This window comes from Streptomyces sp. ActVer (genome assembly GCF_027270795.1).
GTDB classification, from domain to species: domain Bacteria; phylum Actinomycetota; class Actinomycetes; order Streptomycetales; family Streptomycetaceae; genus Streptomyces; species Streptomyces umbrinus_A.
On the sequence record NZ_JAPWHT010000161.1, the window covers coordinates 1 to 20,455 of the forward strand.

Here is a 20,455-nt window from a genome sequence, read left to right on the forward strand (position 1 = left end):
GACGAGGGCGATTCGGGCCGCGACCTGGTGATTCCGTCAGCTTGATCTGCTACACCACTCGGCGGGACGCCATCCTCGGCGGAGGCGGGGTCCGGGGTGAGCTGGAACTCGGCCCCCTCGGCAGTGACGTAGTGGCAGCGCTTGAGCCCGAAGCCGCTCGTCCTGACTTCTACAGTGCCGCCCTGGACGGGGAAGACGGCAGGAACTGTGGACTCGACGTGATGCCTGCCATCGAGGTACAGGTGGGCTGTGACCCGGCCGGACGAGGACGAGTAGTTCTGATGCCTGACGTCGACGGCATAGACCGCCTGCCGACCGTCGTCGTCCATCAGCCGAAGATGGAACAGTGCACGGGTAAGCACCTGCCACCAGCGGAAATGCTTCAACGACCGCCCGTCCCCGGGCTTGACCCGCTGTACTGCGCGACGATGCCGCCACTCCTTGAGCATGCCTTCGCTCCCGTTACTTGCTGGGCTCCGCCGCGCAGGCGAGGTCCTGCGACGGGCGGTGCCCGGTGGTCAGGAACGCCGTCACCACGTCGTTCGCGCACGTGTTGCGGCCGAACGGATAGACACCGTGCCCGCCCTGGTCGGCCGTCACCAGCGTGGCCCGCTTCCCGAACGCCTGCCGCAGCTTCCGGGCGCCGGCCAGCGGCGTTCCCGGGTCGCGTTCGTTCTGCACCATGAGCACGTTCGACGGACCCCGGTCACCGATGCGCACCGGCGGCTCGCCCCGCTCGTCCGGCCAGAAGGCGCACGGTCCGATGCTTGCCGCGGACCCGCCCAGCATCGGGTACCTCAGCCGGTCGACCGCGACATCGCGCTGATACTCCCGGACCGTCCCCGGCCAGCGCGAATCACCACAGATCACATAGAAACGAGCGGCCATGAAGTTTTCCATGTCGTCCATCGACGGCGGGGTGTCGGGCGGCAGGGGCCGATCCTTGTCGAGTGCCTGCCACATCTCGGCCAACAGGGGCATGGACGCATCGCTGTAGAGGCGGTCGAAGGTGATTCCGCGGAACAGCGTCCCGTCGATGCCCCGGACCGGCTTCGCCTCCAACCGCTTCGCGAGCTCGAAGAACTTCGCGGTCACCTGCTCCGGCGTCGTGCCCAGACCGTACTCGGGGCGCGCGGCCGCGAACGCCGCGAAGTCCGGGAACCGGTCCTCCATTCCACGGGCGAGCGACCGCATGGCCGTGACGTCGTAACCGCCGGGGCCCAGGTTGCTGTCGAGCACGATCCGGTCGCTGCGCCCCGGGAACAGCGTCGTGTACACCGCACCGAGGTAGGAGCCGTAGGACCCACCGAGGTACGAGAGCTTCGGCTCGCCCAGTGCCTCCCGGACGCGGTCCAAGTCGCGGGCGGTGTTCGCGGTGGTGGTGTGCGGCAGCATCGATCCCGTCTTCGAGGCAGCGCACTGCTTGGCGATGGTCCGCGCGTTCCCCGCCGCCCGCGCGACATCGGCCGCGGTGTGCGCGTACGGCGGCAAGTTGCCGCGGTTCCGCTGTGCCGGCGTCAGGTCACAGGTCACCGGCGTGCTGCGGCCGGTGCCGCGTGGATCGAAGCCGATCACGTCGTAGGAGTCCAGCACCTTCTGCGGCAGCCCCGAGGCGGCGAGAACGGCCGGGTAGCCGAGTCCTGAGATGCCGGGGCCGCCTGGATTGGTCAGCAGCACGCCGCGGCGCTTCGAGGGTTCACTGCTCGCCAGCCGGGAGATCGCGATCTCTAGTTGCCGGCCGTCGGGATTGCCGTAGTCCAGCGGGACTTCGAGTGTCGAGCACTCCAGACGGGGTGTAGCGGCCGGTGAAGCGGCCTTCCTCTCCGAGCACGGGCCCCACCCCACGGTGTCCGGCGTCGTCGCCACCGACTCTTGCGGAATCGCGGTCACCGCTACCGCGGTCGCCACCACGGCGGTTGCGGCGAGGGCGAGGGACAAGGTTCTGCGCATCGAGGTCATGCATCCACCTCACCCGCCTTCACACTCACCGGACAGGGCGTGGTGTCATCACTTGGCCATGACGTTCGTCAGTACGAAAGCATGATGCGGCGTCACCATCGCCTCCCGGAGCGGCCGGAGGAACAGCGCGAAACAGAGTCCGCTGTTCGACCACGGAGCACAGTCGGCTCCCCGCGCTGCAGAGCAGCGCCCGGGTGGGGCATGGCGGCCGGGTGACACCTCCGCCCCCGTCGATGCGAGCAGCCCGCAACGGATCGAGGCCCGGCGTCGCGGTCACCCGCGACCTGGACCTAGACGCCGTCGAGCCTGCCCGCACCGACTCGGCAGTCAGGCCGTGAGCCGTTCGCTGACCTCCCAGAGGCGGGCGGCCGCCTCCGGGTCCACGGCGCGGGGCAGCACGCCCGGGCCGTCCCCGCCGGCCCAGGCGGCCTCGTTCCCGGGGGTCACCAGCGGGCTGATGTCGACGTTCTCGCAGTAGACCCCGCCGAGACCGTCGAGCTGCGGGCTGGTCGCGCACCAGACGCTGGTGGCCGCACCCTGCTGCACGGTCTTCATCTGACGCTCGAGGTCACGGACGGGCCTGCCCTCGCTGTCCAGGGCGCCCGCGGCCTGGAGTGCCGCCGGGTCGAGGTGCTTGACCAGGCCCGTGTCGACGATGAGCCCCGGGTGCACGGCGAACGCCCGGATGCCCTGCGCCTGACCGCGCCGGTCCACCTCCACCGCGAACAGGGCGTTGGCCGTCTTCGACTGGCCGTAGGCCAGGAAGGGCTCGTAGGTCCGGTGCTCGAAGTGCAGGTCGTCGAAGTCGACACCGGCGAAGCGGATTCCGCGCGATGACAGCACCACGACCCGCGCACCCTTCGCCGCGACCAGCGCGGGCCACAGCCGGGTGGTCAACTGGAAGTGCCCCAGGTGGTTGGTGGCGAACTGCCCCTCGTATCCGCGCGCGTCCCGCGCCGGCGGGGTCGCCATGATCCCGGCGCTGTTGACCAGGAGGTGCAGTGGACGCCCTGACGCCAGGAACTTCTCCGCGAAGGTGTCGATGGACGCCGGGTCCAGCAGGTCCAGGTGCTCCACCTCGGCTCCGGACACGTCCTTGAGTGCCGTCCCGGCCCGCTCCACGTCCCGCGCCGGTACGACGACCTCGGCACCCGCGGCGCGCAGGACGCGGGCGGTCTCCAGCCCGATGCCGGAGTAGCCGCCGGTGACGATCGCGACCTTGCCGGTCAGGTCGATCCCCTTGATCACCTCCTCGGCGGTCGACGCGGCGCCGAAGCCGGAACCCAGGGGGTGCTGTGTGGTGGTCATGTCTGGCCTCTCCTCAAGCCTCAGGACGAGCTGTCCAGACCACCGTAGGTCGACGGATCCGTACGATGAATGCTTGAGAATCCGCATTACTTGCGTGATAGTTCGAGTATGACCGCAGACCCGTTGTCCGACGCCCTGGCCGTCGCCGACGCCCGCAGCGTGTTCTCCGGCGGCTTCACGGCCGGCGGGGACTGGGCCATCGAGCTGCGCGGACGCAACCGGCTCAAAGTGAACGCCGTACTGCGGGGCAGCTGCCTGCTGGTCCGCGAGGCGGGCGGCGAACCCGTGCGGCTCGCCGAAGGGGACGTCGTGGTCTCCGACGGCGTGCAGCCGTACACGTTGTGCAACCGGCCCGGCGTCGAGCCGACGAACTCCGATGACGTCGTCATGGACCAGGTGTCCCGGATGGGACGGCTCGGCCAGGGAGAGGCCGTGGACGTGGAGTGCGTGTCCGGGCACATCGACCTGAGCCGGGACCGCGGCGACCTGCTGCGCCGGGCGCTGCCGGAACTCGTCCACGTACGGGCCGACTCGCCCGAGGCCGGCGTACTGCGGTGGCTCATCGGGCAGTTGGCGGCGGAGATGAAGACGCGCCGGGCCGGTGTCGAGTTCGTCTCGGCCCAGCTCGCGCAGCTGATGTTCGTGCAGGTGCTGCGGATCTGCCTGACCGACTCGGAAGGGCTGCCGCCCGGCTGGCTGCGCGCCCTGGCCGACGAACGGCTCGCCCCGGCACTGCGCCTGATGCACGGCGACCCGGCCCATCCCTGGCAGCTGGAGGAACTCGCCCGGGCTGCGGCGATGTCCCGCACCACGTTCGCCGTACGGTTCAAGGAGGCGGCCGGCGTACCGCCCCTGACCTACCTGCTCAACTGGCGCATGAGCCTGGCCGCCCGGGCCCTGAGACAGGACACCGCCCCGGTCGCGACCCTCGCCCGCTCCGTCGGCTACACCTCCGAAAGCGCCTTCAGCAACGCCTTCAAGCGGGCGGTGGGCGTGGCGCCGCGGGCCTACCGGATGGAGGCCACTGCCGGGACGCGTCCAAGCGACAGCTGATCCCATCCGCAACTTCGTCAAGGAAGCCGCTTCGGTCAAGGACGCCGCTTCAGTGCTTCGGTCAAGGACGCCGCTTCAGTAGGGATGCCGGTCCGGCTTGTGGGACCAGGATTCGTAGGCCTGGGCGCCGAGTTCGGGGTGGATTTGTTCTACGTGGATGCGGCGCTGGTCGAGGGGCTTCTGGAAGTCCTCGTACTGGAAGGCGTCGTCGAAGCCGATTTCGCGTGTGGCCTTCAGATCGCAGCTGTAGTAGACGTTGTCGATCCGCGACCAGTAGATGGCGCTCATGCACATCGGGCAGGGGGCGCCGCTGATGTAGATCGAGCAGCCCTTGAGCATCCGGGCCCGCTCCGGGACCGGGTCGGGGGACCCTTCGGGGCGCGGCACGTATTCGAGCGTGCTCTCGTTCTGGTGTTCCGGCGATATCGAGGGAGCCTCGGGATTCAGGCGCTGCACGGCCTTGCGTATGGTCTCGACTTCGGCGTGCGCGGTGGGGTCGCCGGTGAGCAGAACGCGGTTCTGACCCCGGGCCACGATTTCGTCGTCCCGGGTGATCACGGCACCGAACGGACCGCCCCAGCCCTCCTCGACGGATTCGGTCGCCAACCGTACCGCTTCGGTCAGAAACTCCTTGTGACTCATGTCGGACCTCCGCTCGGCACCACCAAGGAAAATTGCCCCGATTGCCCGATAACTCCCCTCGGAATTAGACTACTCCGTATGGGTGTCAGTGCAATCCGTGCCCCGACCGGCGACGGTGCGACCGTTGTGACCTCCCAGAAGGTGCGGGAAGGCCGCGCCGACGACTATGAGCGATGGCAGGAGCGGACCAACCACGCCGTGCGCGCATTCGACGGATTCGAGGGGACGGAAATGTATCCCCCGGGCGCCGGTGAAGAGCGGGAATGGGTGGTGGTCTTCCGCTTCTCCCGTGTCGACCTGCTGACCGCCTGGCTGGAGTCCGGCGAGCGACAGGAACTGCTTGCCCAGGGACGTCCGTTGTTCGACGGGACACCGACCCAGGAGGTCCTGGTCGGCGGCACGCCACCGCCCCCGGACGAGGAAGCCGTCACGGCGGTCATCTCCCACGAGGTGCGGCCCGGCCGCGAAGAGGACTTCATGCGGTGGCAGGACAAGGCCCTCAAGGCCCAGGAGAAGTACCCGGGTTTCATGGGGACCGAGTTGTTCAAGCCGGTCGAGGGGATCCAGGACAACTGGGTCGTCGTATTCAGATTCGACACCCACGAACACCTCGACGAATGGCTCGCGTCCGGCGCCCGCGAAAAGCTCCTCGAAGAGGGCCGGGACTACTTCTACTCCTACGACGTGCGCAAGGTGGAGTCGGCGTTCAGCGGCTGGTTCCGCTTCGGGGAAGGCGCGGACGAGGCGGTCCCGCCCAGCTGGAAACAGGCCATGACCGTTGTGCTGGCGCTGTATCCCACCGTGATGGTCCTGAATCTGACGGTCGGTTTCGAGCTGGACGACATCGGACTGCCCGGCTATATCGGCCTGTTCATCGGAAACATGCTGAGCGTCTCCATCCTGACCTGGCTGCTGATGCCCTTGGTGAACCGGGTTCTCGCCTTCTGGCTGGCGCCCAGCAGGGCGCGTTCCGTACGGACCCATGTGGCGGGGGCGGCCCTCGTGATGCTGTGCTGGGGGCTGTGCATCCTGATTTTCGGACTGACCACCACCGACTGACCACCGGCTGAGGAGCGCACCATGAGCGGAGTTGGCGGAGTCGGCAAAGTGATCGAAGGGGAGGTCGTCCGGCGGGGCGACGCCGCCTACGACAGCACCTGGTCGGCCATGCTGTGGAACAGCCTCAAGCCGGAGCGCTTTCCGGACCTCATCGTCCGGGTCGCCTCGGACAGCGACGTCCGGGCCGCCGTCCGGCTGGCCCGCTCCGAAGGTCTCCGCGTCGCCATTCGCTCCCATGGGCACAGCTGGTGCGGCTCCCCGCTGCGCGACGGCGGCATGCTCATCGACCTCTCCGCGCTCAACGCCTGTGAGATCGATCCGGCCGCGCGCACCGCGACCGTGCAACCCGCGCTCACCGGCCGCGAGTTCGTCGCCGCGCTCGCCCCGCACGGCCTCGCCTTCCCGGCCGGACACTGCGGGCCCGTCGCCCTGAGCGGCTACCTCCTCAGCGGTGGCCTCGGCTGGAACTCCGGCCTGCACGGTCCGGCTGCCGCCGGCGTGCAGGCGGTCGAGGTGGTCACGGCGGACGGCGAGGCCCTCACCTGCAGCCGAAGCGAGAACCCCGACCTCTTCTGGGCCGCGCGCGGCGCGGGCCCCGGCTTCTTCGCGGTCGCCACCCGCTTCCACCTGACACTGCACGACCTTCCGGCGGCGGTCGCCGAGACCACGTACACCTTCCCCCTGACCGAGGTCGAGAGGGTCACCCGCTGGGCCACCGAAGCAGCCCAGCTCCTTCCGGCGAACGTCGAGGCGTCCTTCATGCTCTCGACCGCCTCCGCGGACATCACGGCGGTTTCGCCGAGGCCCAAGGTGATCAGCTTCACCGGCGCCGCCTTCGCCCGCACGCGCGACGAGGCCGTCCGCTGCCTGGACCCGCTGCGGGCCTGCCCGTTCGCCGAACGCGCCCTGTTCCAACAGACGGATAAGCCGAGGACGTTCGAGGACCTGTACGGCACCTCGTCCGGCTTCTGGCCCCGAGCGCACCGCAACGCGGTGGACACCCTGTGGTCGGACACCGGGTACGAGACCCTGCTGCCGATCCTCGCCGCCGCGCTCGCGAAGGCCCCCTCCGAGCAGTCGCTCATCCTCGCTCCCCTGTGGCCCGCCTCCCGGGACCGCTCCCTCTCCGACGACATGGCCTTCTCGGTCCTGGGCGAGACCTATGTCGCCCCCTTCGCGATCTGGGACGACCCGGCGGCGGACAGCGCCAACACCCGCTGGCTCCGGGACACCATGCGCGCCGTCGAGCCGTACGGGACCGGCCACTACATCGCCGAGGCCGACCTCACCGCCGACGCCTCCCGCGCTCGGCGGTCGTACGCCCCGGAGGACTGGGAGCGGCTACAGGCCCTCAAGGCCACGTACGACCCCGCGAACGTCTTCCACACCTACCTCACGCCGTAAGGGCCCACGCTCAGGGCTGTGGACGGCCGACGGCCTGCCGGTAGCGGAACAGGGCGGTGGGGTCGCACCGGCGCTTGACGTCGACCAGGCGGTCGTAGTTGGCGCCGTAGTAGGCGTGCCGCCAGTCGTGCAGGTCCGGGTCGGGGAAGTTGACGTAGGCGGCGTCGGTGTTCAGGTGACGGCGCAGCATGTGGTGGGCGGCGCAGGTCTGTTCCAGCAGGCCGCGCACCTGGGCGGGCGGGGCGCCCGGCTTCCAGTGGGTGCCGATGTCGATGACGAAGGCGGCTTCCCGGTGGGGGTAGGCCGTTTCGTCCGGTCGTCGTGTCGCGGTGTCGCCGCCCATGGCGAACAGGGTCACGTATCCGGTGCCGCGGCCCGGTCCCGGGCGCCAGTTGCGGGTCCGGTCGGCGATGGCCGCCACGGTGTCAGGGCCGGGCCACTGGTCGGGGACGAGGGACTTGGAGGCGTAGGCCTCTTTCGGCCCGGGGGTCTCCATCAGGAAGTCCTGCGCGGACCAGAAGCCGCGTTCCTGGACGACCGCCTGGGCAGGGCGCAGGCGCAGCAGGGGTGCGAACCGGCGGAGCAGTCCGTCCTCGTCGCCGAGTCGCTGTCCGAGCAGCGCGAGGGTGGCCGTGCCGTCGCCGGCGTGCTTGAAGCCGATGCGTACGTCGAAGTCGTTGTCCCGGTCGGTGTCCAGGATGTCCCGCAGCTCCTCCAGCACATCGACGGCCGCGTGCAGGGGGTAGGTGAGGTGGAAGACGGTGGCGCGCAGCCTGCCCACGGGTACGGCGGCGAAGGTGAACGCGGTGTTGATGCCGAAGTTGCCGCCCGCTCCGCCGCGGCAGGCCCAGAACAGGTCCGGGTTCTCGTCCTCGGCCGCGCGGACAAGGCTGCCGTCGGCCAGTACGAGACGGGTCTCTGTCAGCCGGTCGCAAGTCAGGCCCCACTTGCGGTCGTTGAAACCGAGGCCGCCGCCGAGGGTCAGGCCCGCCACGCCCACCTCGGGGCAACGGCCGCCGGGGAAGTACAGGTTCGCGGCGCGGGCGGCGTACACGTCGGAGTTGGTGGCGCCGCCGCCCAGCCGCAGCTCATGCCTACGCGGCACGACCTGATTCATCGCACGCAGGCTGATCACCAGGCCCGGGGTGGTGGAGTAGCCGGCGTAGTTGTGACCGCCGGAGCGGGGAGCGAGCGGCACTCCGTGTTTCGCGCACCACCGCACGGCCGTCTGTACGTCGCTCTCCGTCGCGCAGGCAAGCACCCCGGCCGGACGCACGTACGCGTAGCGCTGGTTGTCGGCCGTCGCACGGGCCGCGTACTCCGGCTGCCCCGGTCGGTACAGCCGGGCGGCCGGGCTCAGGCTCCTGGCCAGTTCGCGCCATGCGCCGGACTCCGCTCCCCCGACGAGGGCGGTTCGGCGGGCGGAGGCGAAGACCGGACCGCTTCCGCCGCCCAGCGCGATCGCGGCCCCGGCGGCCGCGACGGCTCCTCCGGTACGCAGCACATCTCGTCGGCCAGTCTGCACAGGTACACCCCTTCGCACTTGGTGTCCGGATGCCGGAGGGCGTGGGAATCGTGCACGCGCTCTGCGCAGGATCCCCCAGCCCGGGCAGGGCTCACGATGGAGAAGGACGGGGTGGGGAAAGGGTTCTGACACCCCGGGACAGGCGAGCTTCATGCGAACGGGCCACGCACGACCAAATCCCGACCCTGGGGCGGTCCGTACCCGGACCCGCGTGTGCCCCCTGTGACGGTCAGGCGTCTTCCGGGCGCTCGCCCGGTTCCCACGCCGCAGGGGCGGCTCCCGCGGTTATGCGGCGGTAGGCGGCGCGGGCATGGGCGAGGCGGGCGACCGCCGTGCCGATGAGGGCCGCGGCGAGCAGGCAGCTGAGCCAGAACGTGTCGCGGTGTCCGGCCCAGCTGAGGGTGCCCAGGGGCGGGATGGCGAAGGCGTTGAGGAACAACCAGCACAGCGCGGCCGTACCAGGGGCCGCGGTGAAGCGGGAGCGCCCGCCCAGCAGGGCGGCCAGCAGGGACAGCGCCGCCAGCGCGAACGCGGGCCGGTCGGGACCGACAAGGGTGTTGAGGGTGGCCACCAGCAACAGGGCACCGCCGAAAGCCGCGGCCCACACCAGCGGGGTCGCGACCGGCCGGGGGACGGGCCTTGCCCCGGCGCTGAGAAACACCCACTCGATCACGCTGACGGTTCCTTCCGGTCCTCCCGGGCGCCGACGGAGAGATGCACCGACCGTCCCATGGCCGTAGCGCGCGGCCCCAGGAAGGGGATTCTCCCACTCGGTCCTCGACGGCACTCCCGTTGCCCGATTCCGGGCGCTCGCCGAGGACCAGAGCCTCCGAAACCGTCCTCGGACAGACCAGGTCAGAGCCCGAAGGCGCCACCCTCGATGAGGATGAGCAGGCCGATGGCGACGAGGACGACGGGCAGCAGGATGTGGCCCCAGCGGGCGAGGACCTTGGCGAGGACCGGACGGGTGGCGAAGAACCTGCCCGCGAAGCACCACACGGCAACCAGGATCAGGAACACCACGGCGTACACGCTCATCCCGCCGATGCCGGCGGTGGCGAACACGGGAACGTAGACGCCGATGTTGTCCCCGCCGTTGGCGAAGGTCACGGCGGCCACCGCCATGGAGGTCGGTCCGCCCGCCTGCGCCCGGTCCTCGTCGCCGCCGTTCTCACCACGGTGTTCCCATGCCTGCCAGGCCGCCTTGAGGCCAAGGGCGAGGGGCAGGAGACCGAGATACGGGACGACCGGCTCGGGCAGGAAGGTGGCACCCAGCGCGGCGGCCACGGCCACGGCCAGGATCGCGGCGAATCCGAGGTACTGACCCAGCACGATCCTTCGGGTGGACCCGCGGTGCCCGGCGCCCTGGGCGAAGAACAGCGCCAGGACCAGGATGTCGTCGATGTTGGTGACGGCGAACAGTCCGACTGCCTGCCCGATGATGCCCAGGTCCACGAACCGGCCGCTCTACTCGTACGACAGAAGCTGGACGACCCTACGCGGAACCGCGCAAAGGGCGGCACCGGGGGCCGCCCGCCGTGCGCACGCCCCTCACAGCTCCGCGAATGCCCTCGCGCAGTACACCGGACCGCCGCCGAGCCCTGACACGTTCAGGATGGACTCCTCGGTCAGCTGGGTGTCGTCCTTGCGCGGACAGTTGTTGTCCAGGTCCGGTTCGCCGATGACCTTGACGTCGGGCAACACCTCCCCGTCGCAGGGGACTTCCTCGTACTTGTCACCCGTGTCCGAAGCCTCCAGGCAGTCACCGACGCGGATCTCCATGCCGCCTTGGCCCGGTTCGCCGGAGTGCGGGGCCTTGAGGTTTCGTACGCAGGCATAGCCCACACCGGCCACGTACTTGAGGTAGTCACGCGAGCCCGCGACCTCCCAGCCGGGATCGCCGCTGATGCCCAGCACGTCGTCCGTGGAGTCGGAGCAGTCGATGTAGGTGTACACGGTCGTCTTCTTCTCGACGCGCTTGAGGACCTTGCCGATGGCGTCGGGGTCGTCGCAGGGCATCTCCACGGCATGACCCTGCTCGTCGCCCCTCGGGGGCCCGTAGCAGTCACCCTTGGCCATCAGCACGTTGTCGTCGCTGTCGTAGTACGCCGGCTTGGACGGGCTGCTCGACGGGGTCCCGATCGTGGCCGGGGCCGACACGGTCGGTGGCGCCGACGATCCACGCGCTTCGTCGTCGCCGTCCGAGCAGCCGGCCGCCCACACCACCAGTACACCCAGTAAGGCGGCAGCTCGTATGGCACGCCCGTTTCGCATCTGGCCCGACTGCCGATGAACATCAGCGGCCTCCCGTTGGCATCGGCGTTCCTGCCTGACTCCTTCGACGGCCGCTACACCTACCCCACCACCTCCAACTTCTCCCGGCTCAACAGCACGGCGGTGAACGACGCGATCGACGCGGCCAACGGGACGGCCGATCTGGCGGCCGCGGGCGAGAAGTGGTCCACCGTCGAACGTTCTCCGCGAGAGCCGGCTGTGGTCCGCCATCCGCTGCACGGTGATCGAGGATCCGATGTTCTCGATCACCCATTCCCGGGTCGCCTGAAGGCCGGCGCTAGAAGGGGACGAACCGTCCACGTACTGCGGCTCGTTCGCACTGCGGGCAGTGGAGAAGACGACGTCCTTCGCCACGTCGTCGGCGGCTGTCGTCCCGAAATCGCTCTGGATGACGTGGAGACATGCGTCGATTCCCGAGCCCGCGCCCGCAGACGTGAGAACTGCACCGTCCTCGACGAACAGCCGGTTCTCGGCGACCTCGACTCCGGGATACCTCATCCGCAGTTGGTCGGTGTACTGCCAGTGCGTCGTAGCCGTCTTCCCGTCAAGCATTCCAGTGGCCGCAAGCGCGAAAACACCCGTGCAGACGGCGACCATCCGGGCGCCCCGCTCGCCCGCGAGCCGCACTGCCTTCAGGTAGTCCTCCGGGATGGGGAGACTCGGGTTCTCGTAGCCCGGGACCACGACGATATCGGCGTACTCCACATCTGAGAGCGAGTGGGTCGGCCTGATGTCCGCGGCCACATCGAGGTGCGACGCCCTGTCACTCGCCCCCCCTGGTCTCCCTGCCCCCTACTGCCCACGCACCTCTCTCCAGGCTAGCCCACGGTCGCGGCATCGAACCTGGCCTGCGGTTACGGCACGATCCTTGCTGAAAGTGGCACGGCTGCTTCTGTTCCACCTCGACCTGGCCCCATATCGTCCCTACAGAACTCACTTTTTACGATCGGAGCGATATGGGCAGGGCAGACGCAGGCCAGGTCGAAAGCTTCGGAGTCCCCTGGGAAGAAAGCTACGGGTACGTTCAGGCGGTAAAGCGCGGCGATACCATTTACCTCTCCGGCCAGGTCGCACACGACGGGACGGAACTCGTAGCCCCCGCTCCGGTGAATGAGGACGGGCTGGTCACTGACTTTTCCAACACGGGCGAGCAGTTGCGCCAGTGCTATGCCAACGCGGCAGAATTGCTGAAGCGTTTCGACGCGTCGCTGGACGACGTCGTCGACGAAGTCCTCTACGTGGTCGACGCCGACGCGGGTGACGCTGCGGCGGGGCCGGTGCGGAAAGAAGCCTACGGTCGGCCGGATCCCCAGGTGGCAAGCACAATGATCGGCATCCCTCGACTGGCCTTCCCCGAGCTACTGGTCGAGGTGAAATTCATTGCGCGAGTCTGACGGGCCGGTCGGGTCGTGACGCGTGCGCGGCGCTGAGCCTTCACAGGTGGGCGCCCGGCGGGTTCGGGCGGGCGAGGCCGAGGTCGTACGCGAGGATCGTGACCTGTACGCGGTCACGCAGCCCGAGTTTGCGCAGCAGCGCGTTGACGTGGGACTTCACGGTGCCGACGGTGATGCCGAGTTCTTCGGCGATCTCCGAGTTGTTGAGCCCGGACGCGACCAGGGTGAGGACGTTTCGTTGGCTGCCGGTCAGGCTGTCCAGCTCGCGGGGGCCGGTGTCGGAACGGGTCCCGGTGCCCGCCCCGGACGCGTAGTGGCCAATGAGCCGCCGGGTCGCGGACGGGGCGAGCACGCTCTCGCCCGTGGCCACCACCCGGATGCCGTGCAGTAGTTCGGCGGGATGCACGTCCTTGAGCAGGAATCCGGAGGCACCCGCGCGCAGCGCGTCGAAGACGTACGAGTCGAGGTCGAAGGTGGTCAACACCAGGACCCGGGGCGCGTCCTGGTGGCCGGTGATGATCCGGGTGGCGGCGATGCCGTCCAGTTCGGGCATCCGGACGTCCATGACGACCACGTCGGGTGCCAGTTCTTCGGCGAGGCGTACCGCGGCGGCGCCGTCGGCGGCCTCGCCGACGACCGTCATGTCCTCCTCGGCGTCGATCATGGCGGCGAACCCCGCCCGTACGACGCCCTGGTCGTCGACGACCAGCACTCTGAGACTCATCGCTCCCCCTCTTCGTGGCCCCGCTCTTCGTGGCCCTGTTCTTCGTCGCCCTGTTCTTCGTTGCTCTGTTCTTCGTTGCTCTGCTCCGGAACGAGTGGCAGCCGGAGGCGGAGCGTGTCCGGCGCATCGGTGGCCAGGGTGCCGCCCAGCGCCGCGACCCTCGCCAACAACCGCTCCCGTACTGCCGGGCGAGCGGCGCGAGGCACCCCGGTGGCCGTGAGCGTCAACGTACCGTCGTCCGCGTCGAGTTCGAGCACCGCGGGCTCGGCCCCGCCGGCCGCCAGCATCATCTCGGCGGCATGGTAGGCGGCCAGGTCCACCACGGTGGGCAGGCGCTCGGGCACGCGATCGGCAATCCGTATCTCGACGTCGCGGCCGGTGGCCCGGCTCTGGTGGGCGAGCAGGTCGAGGGCCTGGAGGGTTGGCTGCGGCCGTAGTTCGGGCTCCGCCTCACCCTCCCGGACCGTGTCGAGGAGGGCGCGCATCGCGGCCAGGGCCTCGCGGGCTCGTTCGGCGGTCGTGTCGAGGCGGCCGGCCTCCGCCTCCGCGACCATTCCGGCGGTGCGCGCCAGCACGGTGGTCTCCAGCCCGGCGGCGATCCGGCGGCGCTCTGCCCAAGCGTCCCTGACGGCCTCCTCGGTCCAGGTGGCGAGGCGTTCGTCCCGGGTACCACGGGCGGCCCGGTCGCGCCGCCCACGCAGGGTTCCGGCCCGGCGGGCGGCGCCGACCACCAGGGATGCCCCGACCGTCACCGACGCGACGACCGCCCAGGCGGGGATGGTCGTACCCCGGTCCAGGACGGCGACGGTAGCGGACGCCGCGTGCACCACTACGGCCGCGACCGGGAAAGTCGGCAGAGCCTTGAGAGGCGCGCGCCGACGATTCTCGGCAGGAGACGGACCGGCGACAGCACGTGTCTCGTCCGAGGCGGCGGCAGCCGTACGGGCCGCGTCCGCGGCCAGCGCCGCGCAGGTGGCGAACATGCTCAGTGCCGGCGGCAGGAGGACCGGACCGGTGTACTCGCCGGTGGCCATCGCAAAGGGCCAGAGCAGGGCCAGACCGAGCAGGACGCCCTGGGCGGCGCGCGGCGCCCGGCGCAGCCAGAGCAGCGCGACCGCTTGTGCCGCGGCCAGCAACGCGAACAGGACCCCCGCGGAAACGTGCGAGCTGTTCGACGTGGTCTCCGTCCGGACGACCAGCACCGGGAGCAGCGGCTGCACGCACAGGCCGACGGCCGCCGTCACCTGCGCGAGGCGGTAGCTCCACGGAGCCGACCGCTCCACCGGGGCGGCGGTCCGGCCGGGCAGAACCGCGCGCACCTCCCAACCGCCGCCCGCCGTCGGGCCGCTGGTCAGTGTGCCGCCCGCCTCCCGCGCCCGGGACCGCAGGAAGCCCTGGCCTCGGCCGCCACCGAGGCCCGCACCGTGTGCCGCCATACCGGTCGGCGGTGCCGCGCTCGTGACCACGACGTCCGTTCGCGTTTCGCCGTACCGGCACAGCACCCTCGTCTGCGCACCGGGAGCGTGCCGGGCCACGTTGGTCAGCGCCTCGCGCACGATGCCGTACGCCGCGTCCGCCACGGCGCCGTCCGGCAGTGGGTCGATCTCGCAGTCCACCTCCTGGTCCAGCCGGCGGAACCCCGCGACCAGGCCCCGCAGCCGTTCCTCCGGCGACGGCAGGTCCTCCCGCGAGGGCGCCGGTGCCCGCACCGCGCCGAGCGCCCGGGTGACCTCGCGGCCGGTCTCGGCCGCGAACTCCAGTGCCTCGTCGGCCATTTCGGGGCGACGGTCCCGCAACCCGAGCGCCGCCCCCGCCGTGACCACCACGGCCGTCAGATGGTGGGCGCTGACATCGTGCAACTCCCGCTCCATACGGCGCCGTTCGACTGCCGGAAGGCGGTGCCGCTCGGTCTCGGCCCGCCTCAGCAGTTGCTCGGCCGTTCGGCGGGCGCGACGGGCCCTGCGTACGAGGAGGCCGGCGCCGCACGCGACGGCGTACAGCAGAGCCGTCAGGACGAGGTCGAGTCCGTTCCGGTCGCTGAGGCCGTGCAGGGTGAGGCCGTACAGCAGTTGCCAGAGGGCGAGCGCCACCACGCACAACACGGTGGTGAAGGTGTCGCGTTCGGTCGCCACGGTGAACAGGGCCAGCGCGACACCCGCGGTTCCGAGTAGCGCCATCGCCCCGGTGGGCAGCGGACCGGCGCCCACCGCGCAGGCTGCGGCGACCACAAGGAGGGTGACGACCGGGCGGGTACGGCGGAGAGCGAGGGCGGCCGTCACCAGTCCGGCGACCAGGGCCGCCAGAAGAAGCGAGGACGAGGGCGGGACTGCTCCGCGCACCAGTGCCGCGCCGGGCCACACCACGGCCTGGGCGCAGATCAGCAGGACCGGGAGCAGCCGGTCTTCGGTATCAGTTCGGTTCATGGCGGATCAAGGCTATGGCCGCAGGTGAGCGGCCCGGCTCCGGCTGGAGGGGGATTTCGTTCTCTTACCTGGGTTGCAGATGCGGCGGTGCTCGGATGACGGACGGCCGGTGGACTGCCCGGGCGTGTTTCTCTATCTCTGGTTCGAGACGGCAATCATCCCGCAGCGCGAGGATCTCGCCATGCCTCGCGCCATAAGCTCGATCCCATCGAGAAGGCGATCGACCAGCGGTTCACCTACTTTCCTCGAATCGCCATTACGTGCATCGCTTTCCGCGCTTTTCCGCAGATGAAATAAATCTGCTCCGAAACGAATTCAGGGGGATCTCCCATGTCCAAGCGCATTCTCGTGTCGTCGCTCGTCGGTGTTTTCGTCGCAGGCGGAATTACCGCCGGTGGCTTTGCCGTGGCATCTGCCTCCGCCGCCGGCGAGCCGACCCTGAAGAACGGCTCGGCCCGCTATGTCGCCCCGTCCGACGGCGGCGCGGGCAAGCTCACCTTCACCGCGGACGTGAGTGACGACTCGGGCATCCGAAGCCTCAAGGTCCTTGCGTGGCCCGCGAGTTCGAAGCTCGACCCGACCGAGGCGGAGCTCCGGTCCGTGGACAGCGCCACGTGCAAGAGGACCACTGACGAGACGTCCCGCTGCACCTACAGGCTGCGGGTCACGAAGCAGGAGGCGGCCGAGCTGGCCCAGGGCACCTGGTACGTCTCCGCGCTCGCGGCGGCCAAGGACGGGGACACGACGTTCGTGTCCCGCGCCGCGTCCTTCGACGTCACGCGCTGACCCACCACCGCCGGCATCACGCGCCGGCCCCCCACCGCGGCCGGGCTCCTCAGAAGGCGCCCGGCCGTTCGGGTCGGTGACCAAGAGCGAGGGCGACGGTGACGGTGAGGACGAGGGCGAACCGCAGGGCCCCGCATGCGGTCATCAGGCCGTTGTCGGACCCTGGTGCTTTCATGGAAACCATGACCAGCAGAAGTGTCGTCGTCGAGCGGCGCATCGCCTCGGCCCAGGGACCGGTGTGGGAGGCCATCACCGACCTGGCCGGTATGCAGCACGTCCTCAGCAGCGTCTCGAAGGTCGAGGTCCTCACGGAGGGCGCCTTCGGCGTCGGTACGCGGTGGCGGGAGACGCGGCGCATGTTCGGCAAGGACGCCACCGAGGAGATGTGGGTGACGGCCAGCGAGCCTACCGAGCGGTATGTGGTGGAGGCCGAGTCCCACGGCTCGCACTACATCTCGGAGTGGGTGCTGCGAGCCGACGGACCGGTGACGACGACGGTCCGCATGACGTTCTCGGCCGTGGCGACCGGTGGGGTCGCGGGCCTGCTGGCCAAGATCATGGGCGGCCTGGGCGCGCGGGCGGTCAGCAAGGCCATCGCCAAGGACCTGGAGGACATCGCCGCGGCGCTGGAGGGCCGCAGCGGCTGAGCCGCCCGCGCCCCTCCGCCCGTCATCTATCCCTTCACCGCTCCGGCCGTGAGCCCCTGGACGATGTGGCGGCTGGCGAAGGCGAACAGCAGCATCGTCGGCAGGATGGTGAGCACCGCTGCCGCGGACATGGATCCCCAGTCGATGTTGAAGCTGGAGATGAAGCCGTTCAGGGCCGTGGGCACGGTCTTGTTGCTGTCGCTGTTCATCAGCGTCACCGACAGGAACAGCTCGTTCCAGCAGTTGACGAAGTTGAAGATGAACGCGGCCACGATCCCGGGACGCATCACCGGCAGCAGCACCCGGAACAGTGCTCCGAACCGGGACAGGCCGTCGATCATGGCGGCCTCCTCCAGCGCGTCCGGGATGTTCTCGAAGAAGCCGCGGAGCATCACCGTGCAGAAGGGGATGCATACGGCGACGTACACGAGGATGAGCCCGAGCCTGTTGTCGACCAGGTTGAGGTCGGTCATGAGCAGGTACAGCGGCCCCAGCGCGATGAAGGTCGGGATCATCTGGGTGACCAGCGCGGCCATCAGCAGGGCAGACTTGGTGCGGAACTCGAAGCGGGCCAGCACGTAGGCCGACAGCATCGAGATCGCGGTGGCCACCGCGCCCGCCACGAACGCGACGAGGAGGCTGTTGGTGAGGTAGACACCGAAGTCCGCCTTGCCGAAGAGCCCGCTGTAGTTCTCCAGCGAGAAGTGCTCGGGCCAGTAGGCGATCGGGAAGGCGAAGATGTCTCCGGGCGCCTTCAGGGACGTGATGGTGATCCAGTAGAGCGGGAAGACCGTGAAGACCAGCCACAGTCCCAGGAAGGTGATCTTGGTGGCCCGGCCCGCCGTGGACTCCTTGCCGATCACGACTTCACCTCTCGCTTCTCGCGCGTGGCCAGGAGGAAGAAGACCGCGAACACCAGCAGCGTGGCGACGACGATGAGCCCGAGCGCGGAGGCCCTGCCGTAGTCGCCCTGCTGGGTGATCTTGATCATCCAGGTGGTCACGATGTGCGTCTCGTTGTTCGGCCCGCCGCCGGTCATTCCGAAGATCAGGTCGGGGAAGTTGAAGATCCAGATGACGCGCAGCAGGACGGTCAGCGCGAGCGTGACCCGGATGTACGGAATGGTGATCTGGAACAGCGTGCGCACCTTGCCCGCACCGTCGAGCGCCGCCGCCTCGTACAGCTCCTCGGGGATGGACTGCAGCGCGGCCAGGATCATGATGGTGAAGAAGGTGACGCCGTACCAGATGTTGGCGACCACGACGGCGAACATCGCCGTCTTCGGGTCGGCCAGCCAGGCGACCGGTTCGTCGATCAGGCCGGCCTTCTGGAGCAGGTCGTTGACGACGCCGAACTCGCTGTTGAACATCCAGCGGAACAGGATGCCGATGAGGAAGCCGGAGATCGCCCAGGGGAAGAAGATGAGCGCCTGGTAGAGGCCCCGGAAGCGGAACTTCTTGCGCAGCCACAGCGCCAGGGCGAAGCCGATCACCAGTTGGGGCACGATCGAACCGAACACCCAGATCCCGGTGTTGCCCAGCACGGTGCCCCAGGCCGGGTCGGCGAAGACGTCACGGAAGTTCTTCAGGCCCACCCAGGAGGTGTCGGTCAGGTCCGTCAGCTTCCAGTTGCGGAAGGCCATCTGGCTGCCGGCGATCATCGGGTAGTACGTGAAGACCGCCACGAAGACCGCGGCCGGTGCCATGAAGGCGGCGATCAGGAAGCCGCGCCGGGCGGTGAACTCCGGCTTGCGGCGGCCTCGTTGCACGCCGCGGCCGGGCGGGGTGCCCCCTGTTCCGGAGGGCCCCGCCGACGCCGCTTTCGTCGTTTCCGTCGTGTCGGACGCGGTGGGCATGGCTAGTTCTCCTGCTGCCGCTTCTCGGTCCAGTACGCGTCCCAGCCGTCAAGCAGCTTCTCGGGAGTCGTCTTGCCCAGCATCATCTTCTGGATGTCCGCGTCGGCCTTCTGCTGCCACTCCGCCCACCAGGCGACGCCACGCGGCTGGCTGACGTTGAGATACGTGTCCGGGTTCTCCGTCATGGTGACGTAGCTGGACCAGGGGCCGGTCTTGTAGAAGGGGTCCTCGGTCGCCGACTTGAGGATCGGCACCAGGCTGTTCTTCTTGGTGAAGGCCGTCGACGCCTTGCCCTCGGAGAGGAACTCGACCAGCTTGACGGCCTCCGCCTTGTGCTTGCTGCCGTCCGCGATCCCCCAGCCGGCGGTGGCGAGTGGCTGTACGGTCTTGCCGCTCGGCCCCGCCACCAGCGGGGCGGTGTCCCACTGGTCCTTCGCGATCGCCTTGGACTCCGAGACGGTGGCGATCACTTCCGGGTCCTGCAGCAGGAAGGCCGTGGAGCCGTTGGAGAAGCCCTCGACCATCTCCGGATAGCCCCAGGAGACCGACGACTTGGGGGACGCCTCCTTGAAGAGCTTGAGGTAGGTCTTCATCGCGTCGACGGCCTCGGGGGCGGCGAAGATCGTGCTGCCGTCCTTCACCTTGAAGCCGTCGGCGGGGTCGATCTTGTCGGCGACGTACGCCTCGATGACCGCGGTGGCGTTGCCGTTGGCGTTGGCCCCGCCGCGGAAGGCGTACCCGTACCGGCGCTCGGCCGGATCGTGGATGGCGGAGGCCTGTTCGAGCAGTTCGTCCCAGGTGGCCGGGGGCTTGTCGAAGCCGGCCTCCTTGATCAGGTCGGTGCGGTAGAAGACGCTCAGGCCGTAGAAGCCGTACGGCACGAAGTACGTCTTGCCGGTGGCGGTCTCGGAGGCCTTGACGGCGTTCTCCGTCATCGCCTCCCAGCCCTTCCAGGGCTTGAGGTCCTTCTTCATGTCGTAGAGCCAGCCGTTGTTCGACCACGGGCCCACGGTGGTGTCCCGTACTTCGAGGGTGTCCACGCCACTGCCCGACTGGAGCATCTGCTGGATCTTCTGGTCCGCCTGCTCGGTGGGCGGCGAGATCAGATTGACCTTGATCTTGGAGTTCTGCTTCTCGAAGTCCGCTATCAGGCTCTTCAGCAGGTCCGTGCGGGCGGGGTTCGTCAGGCTCTCGACCATGTTGAGGGTGACTGTTCCGTCGGCTTCTCCGCCACTCATGGCGGAACAGCCTGTCAGGACCATGGTGGCGGCTGTGCCGAGGGCGAGAGCTGCCGTCCTTCTACTCATCGTGCCGACCTCTTCCTTGGATACGGGCGCGCTGGCTGCGGCTTCGGGGGCGGGGGGCCGTGGTGTGCGTGGGG

The 20,455-nt window shown here is 69.3% G+C and carries 19 protein-coding genes and 1 pseudogene; 6 read left to right on the plus strand and 14 right to left on the minus strand.

Going from position 1 to position 20,455, the window contains the following annotated elements; genetic code table 11:
- The 3 genes and pseudogenes from O3Q52_RS25200 to O3Q52_RS25210 form a co-directional block, all read right to left on the minus strand.
- Positions 1-449, minus strand: a pseudogene (locus O3Q52_RS25200) (hypothetical protein); the annotation flags it as partial.
- A gap of 13 nt (positions 450-462) precedes the next feature.
- A complete protein-coding gene (locus tag O3Q52_RS25205; RefSeq protein ID WP_269651045.1) occupies positions 463-1,950 on the minus strand; it encodes an alpha/beta hydrolase in 1,488 nt (495 codons plus the stop codon).
- Positions 1,951-2,286: 336 nt separating this feature from the next.
- Complete coding sequence (locus O3Q52_RS25210; RefSeq protein WP_269651027.1) at positions 2,287-3,267, minus strand: oxidoreductase; 981 nt, start codon at positions 3,265-3,267, stop codon at positions 2,287-2,289.
- Between the two features lie 108 nt (positions 3,268-3,375).
- Between O3Q52_RS25210 and O3Q52_RS25215 the strand changes: the two genes are divergently transcribed.
- Positions 3,376-4,320 carry an AraC family transcriptional regulator gene (locus tag O3Q52_RS25215; RefSeq protein ID WP_269651028.1) on the plus strand — a complete coding sequence of 315 codons (945 nt, stop codon included), beginning with the start codon at positions 3,376-3,378 and terminating at the stop codon, positions 4,318-4,320.
- A 75-nt stretch (positions 4,321-4,395) separates the two neighbouring features.
- Here O3Q52_RS25215 and O3Q52_RS25220 read toward each other — a convergent pair whose 3' ends face one another.
- Entirely contained in the window at positions 4,396-4,962 is a 567-nt protein-coding gene (locus tag O3Q52_RS25220; RefSeq protein WP_269651029.1) for a nucleoside deaminase, read from the minus strand.
- 78 nt (positions 4,963-5,040) lie between these two features.
- On the opposite strand from O3Q52_RS25220, the gene O3Q52_RS25225 reads away from it, so the two are divergent.
- Complete coding sequence (locus O3Q52_RS25225; RefSeq protein ID WP_269651030.1) at positions 5,041-6,021, plus strand: antibiotic biosynthesis monooxygenase; 981 nt, start codon at positions 5,041-5,043, stop codon at positions 6,019-6,021.
- Between the two features lie 21 nt (positions 6,022-6,042).
- Positions 6,043-7,425 carry an FAD-binding oxidoreductase gene (locus tag O3Q52_RS25230; protein ID WP_269651031.1) on the plus strand — a complete coding sequence of 461 codons (1,383 nt, stop codon included), beginning with the start codon at positions 6,043-6,045 and terminating at the stop codon, positions 7,423-7,425.
- Positions 7,426-7,435: 10 nt separating this feature from the next.
- On the opposite strand, the gene O3Q52_RS25235 is transcribed toward O3Q52_RS25230, so the two are convergent.
- The 4 genes from O3Q52_RS25235 to O3Q52_RS25250 all read right to left on the minus strand — a co-directional run bounded on the left by O3Q52_RS25235 (position 7,436) and on the right by O3Q52_RS25250 (position 11,989).
- On the minus strand, positions 7,436-8,950 hold the full coding sequence (locus tag O3Q52_RS25235) for an FAD-binding oxidoreductase (RefSeq protein WP_269651032.1): 1,515 nt from the start codon (positions 8,948-8,950) through the stop codon (positions 7,436-7,438).
- A 229-nt stretch (positions 8,951-9,179) separates the two neighbouring features.
- Positions 9,180-9,623, minus strand: coding sequence for a hypothetical protein (locus O3Q52_RS25240; protein WP_269651033.1), 444 nt, complete (start codon positions 9,621-9,623; stop codon positions 9,180-9,182).
- Between the two features lie 182 nt (positions 9,624-9,805).
- Positions 9,806-10,405, minus strand: coding sequence for a cadmium resistance transporter (locus O3Q52_RS25245; RefSeq protein ID WP_269651034.1), 600 nt, complete (start codon positions 10,403-10,405; stop codon positions 9,806-9,808).
- Positions 10,406-10,501: 96 nt separating this feature from the next.
- Complete coding sequence (locus tag O3Q52_RS25250; protein ID WP_269651035.1) at positions 10,502-11,989, minus strand: GlxA family transcriptional regulator; 1,488 nt, start codon at positions 11,987-11,989, stop codon at positions 10,502-10,504.
- A 212-nt stretch (positions 11,990-12,201) separates the two neighbouring features.
- Between O3Q52_RS25250 and O3Q52_RS25255 the strand changes: the two genes are divergently transcribed.
- Complete coding sequence (locus O3Q52_RS25255; protein ID WP_269651036.1) at positions 12,202-12,639, plus strand: Rid family hydrolase; 438 nt, start codon at positions 12,202-12,204, stop codon at positions 12,637-12,639.
- A gap of 40 nt (positions 12,640-12,679) precedes the next feature.
- Here the strand turns inward: O3Q52_RS25255 and O3Q52_RS25260 are convergent, their stop codons facing one another.
- Together O3Q52_RS25260 and O3Q52_RS25265 are read right to left on the minus strand one after the other, a co-directional pair.
- Positions 12,680-13,363, minus strand: coding sequence for a response regulator transcription factor (locus O3Q52_RS25260; protein WP_269651037.1), 684 nt, complete (start codon positions 13,361-13,363; stop codon positions 12,680-12,682).
- Positions 13,360-15,786 (minus strand): histidine kinase, encoded by a 2,427-nt coding sequence (locus O3Q52_RS25265; RefSeq protein ID WP_269651038.1) that lies wholly within the window; start codon positions 15,784-15,786, stop codon positions 13,360-13,362. The genes O3Q52_RS25260 and O3Q52_RS25265 overlap by 4 nt, the downstream gene beginning before the upstream one ends.
- A 330-nt stretch (positions 15,787-16,116) precedes the next feature.
- Here O3Q52_RS25265 and O3Q52_RS25270 point away from each other — a divergent pair, with 330 nt between their 5' ends.
- Positions 16,117-16,572 (plus strand): DUF5707 domain-containing protein, encoded by a 456-nt coding sequence (locus tag O3Q52_RS25270; RefSeq protein WP_269651039.1) that lies wholly within the window; start codon positions 16,117-16,119, stop codon positions 16,570-16,572.
- 49 nt (positions 16,573-16,621) lie between these two features.
- Here O3Q52_RS25270 and O3Q52_RS25275 read toward each other — a convergent pair whose 3' ends face one another.
- The gene (locus tag O3Q52_RS25275) at positions 16,622-16,747 is read right to left on the minus strand and encodes a hypothetical protein (protein WP_269651040.1); all 126 of its coding nucleotides are present in this window, start codon (positions 16,745-16,747) and stop codon (positions 16,622-16,624) included.
- 7 nt (positions 16,748-16,754) lie between these two features.
- On the opposite strand from O3Q52_RS25275, the gene O3Q52_RS25280 reads away from it, so the two are divergent.
- Positions 16,755-17,219 (plus strand): SRPBCC family protein, encoded by a 465-nt coding sequence (locus O3Q52_RS25280; protein WP_269651041.1) that lies wholly within the window; start codon positions 16,755-16,757, stop codon positions 17,217-17,219.
- A 26-nt stretch (positions 17,220-17,245) separates the two neighbouring features.
- Here the strand turns inward: O3Q52_RS25280 and O3Q52_RS25285 are convergent, their stop codons facing one another.
- The 3 genes from O3Q52_RS25285 to O3Q52_RS25295 all read right to left on the minus strand — a co-directional run.
- Positions 17,246-18,082, minus strand: coding sequence for a carbohydrate ABC transporter permease (locus tag O3Q52_RS25285; RefSeq protein ID WP_269651042.1), 837 nt, complete (start codon positions 18,080-18,082; stop codon positions 17,246-17,248).
- Complete coding sequence (locus tag O3Q52_RS25290; RefSeq protein ID WP_369124174.1) at positions 18,079-18,924, minus strand: carbohydrate ABC transporter permease; 846 nt, start codon at positions 18,922-18,924, stop codon at positions 18,079-18,081. The genes O3Q52_RS25285 and O3Q52_RS25290 overlap by 4 nt, the downstream gene beginning before the upstream one ends.
- Positions 18,925-19,076: 152 nt before the next feature.
- The coding region (locus O3Q52_RS25295) for a sugar ABC transporter substrate-binding protein (RefSeq protein ID WP_269651044.1) at positions 19,077-20,455 on the minus strand (1,379 nt) is incomplete at its 5' end.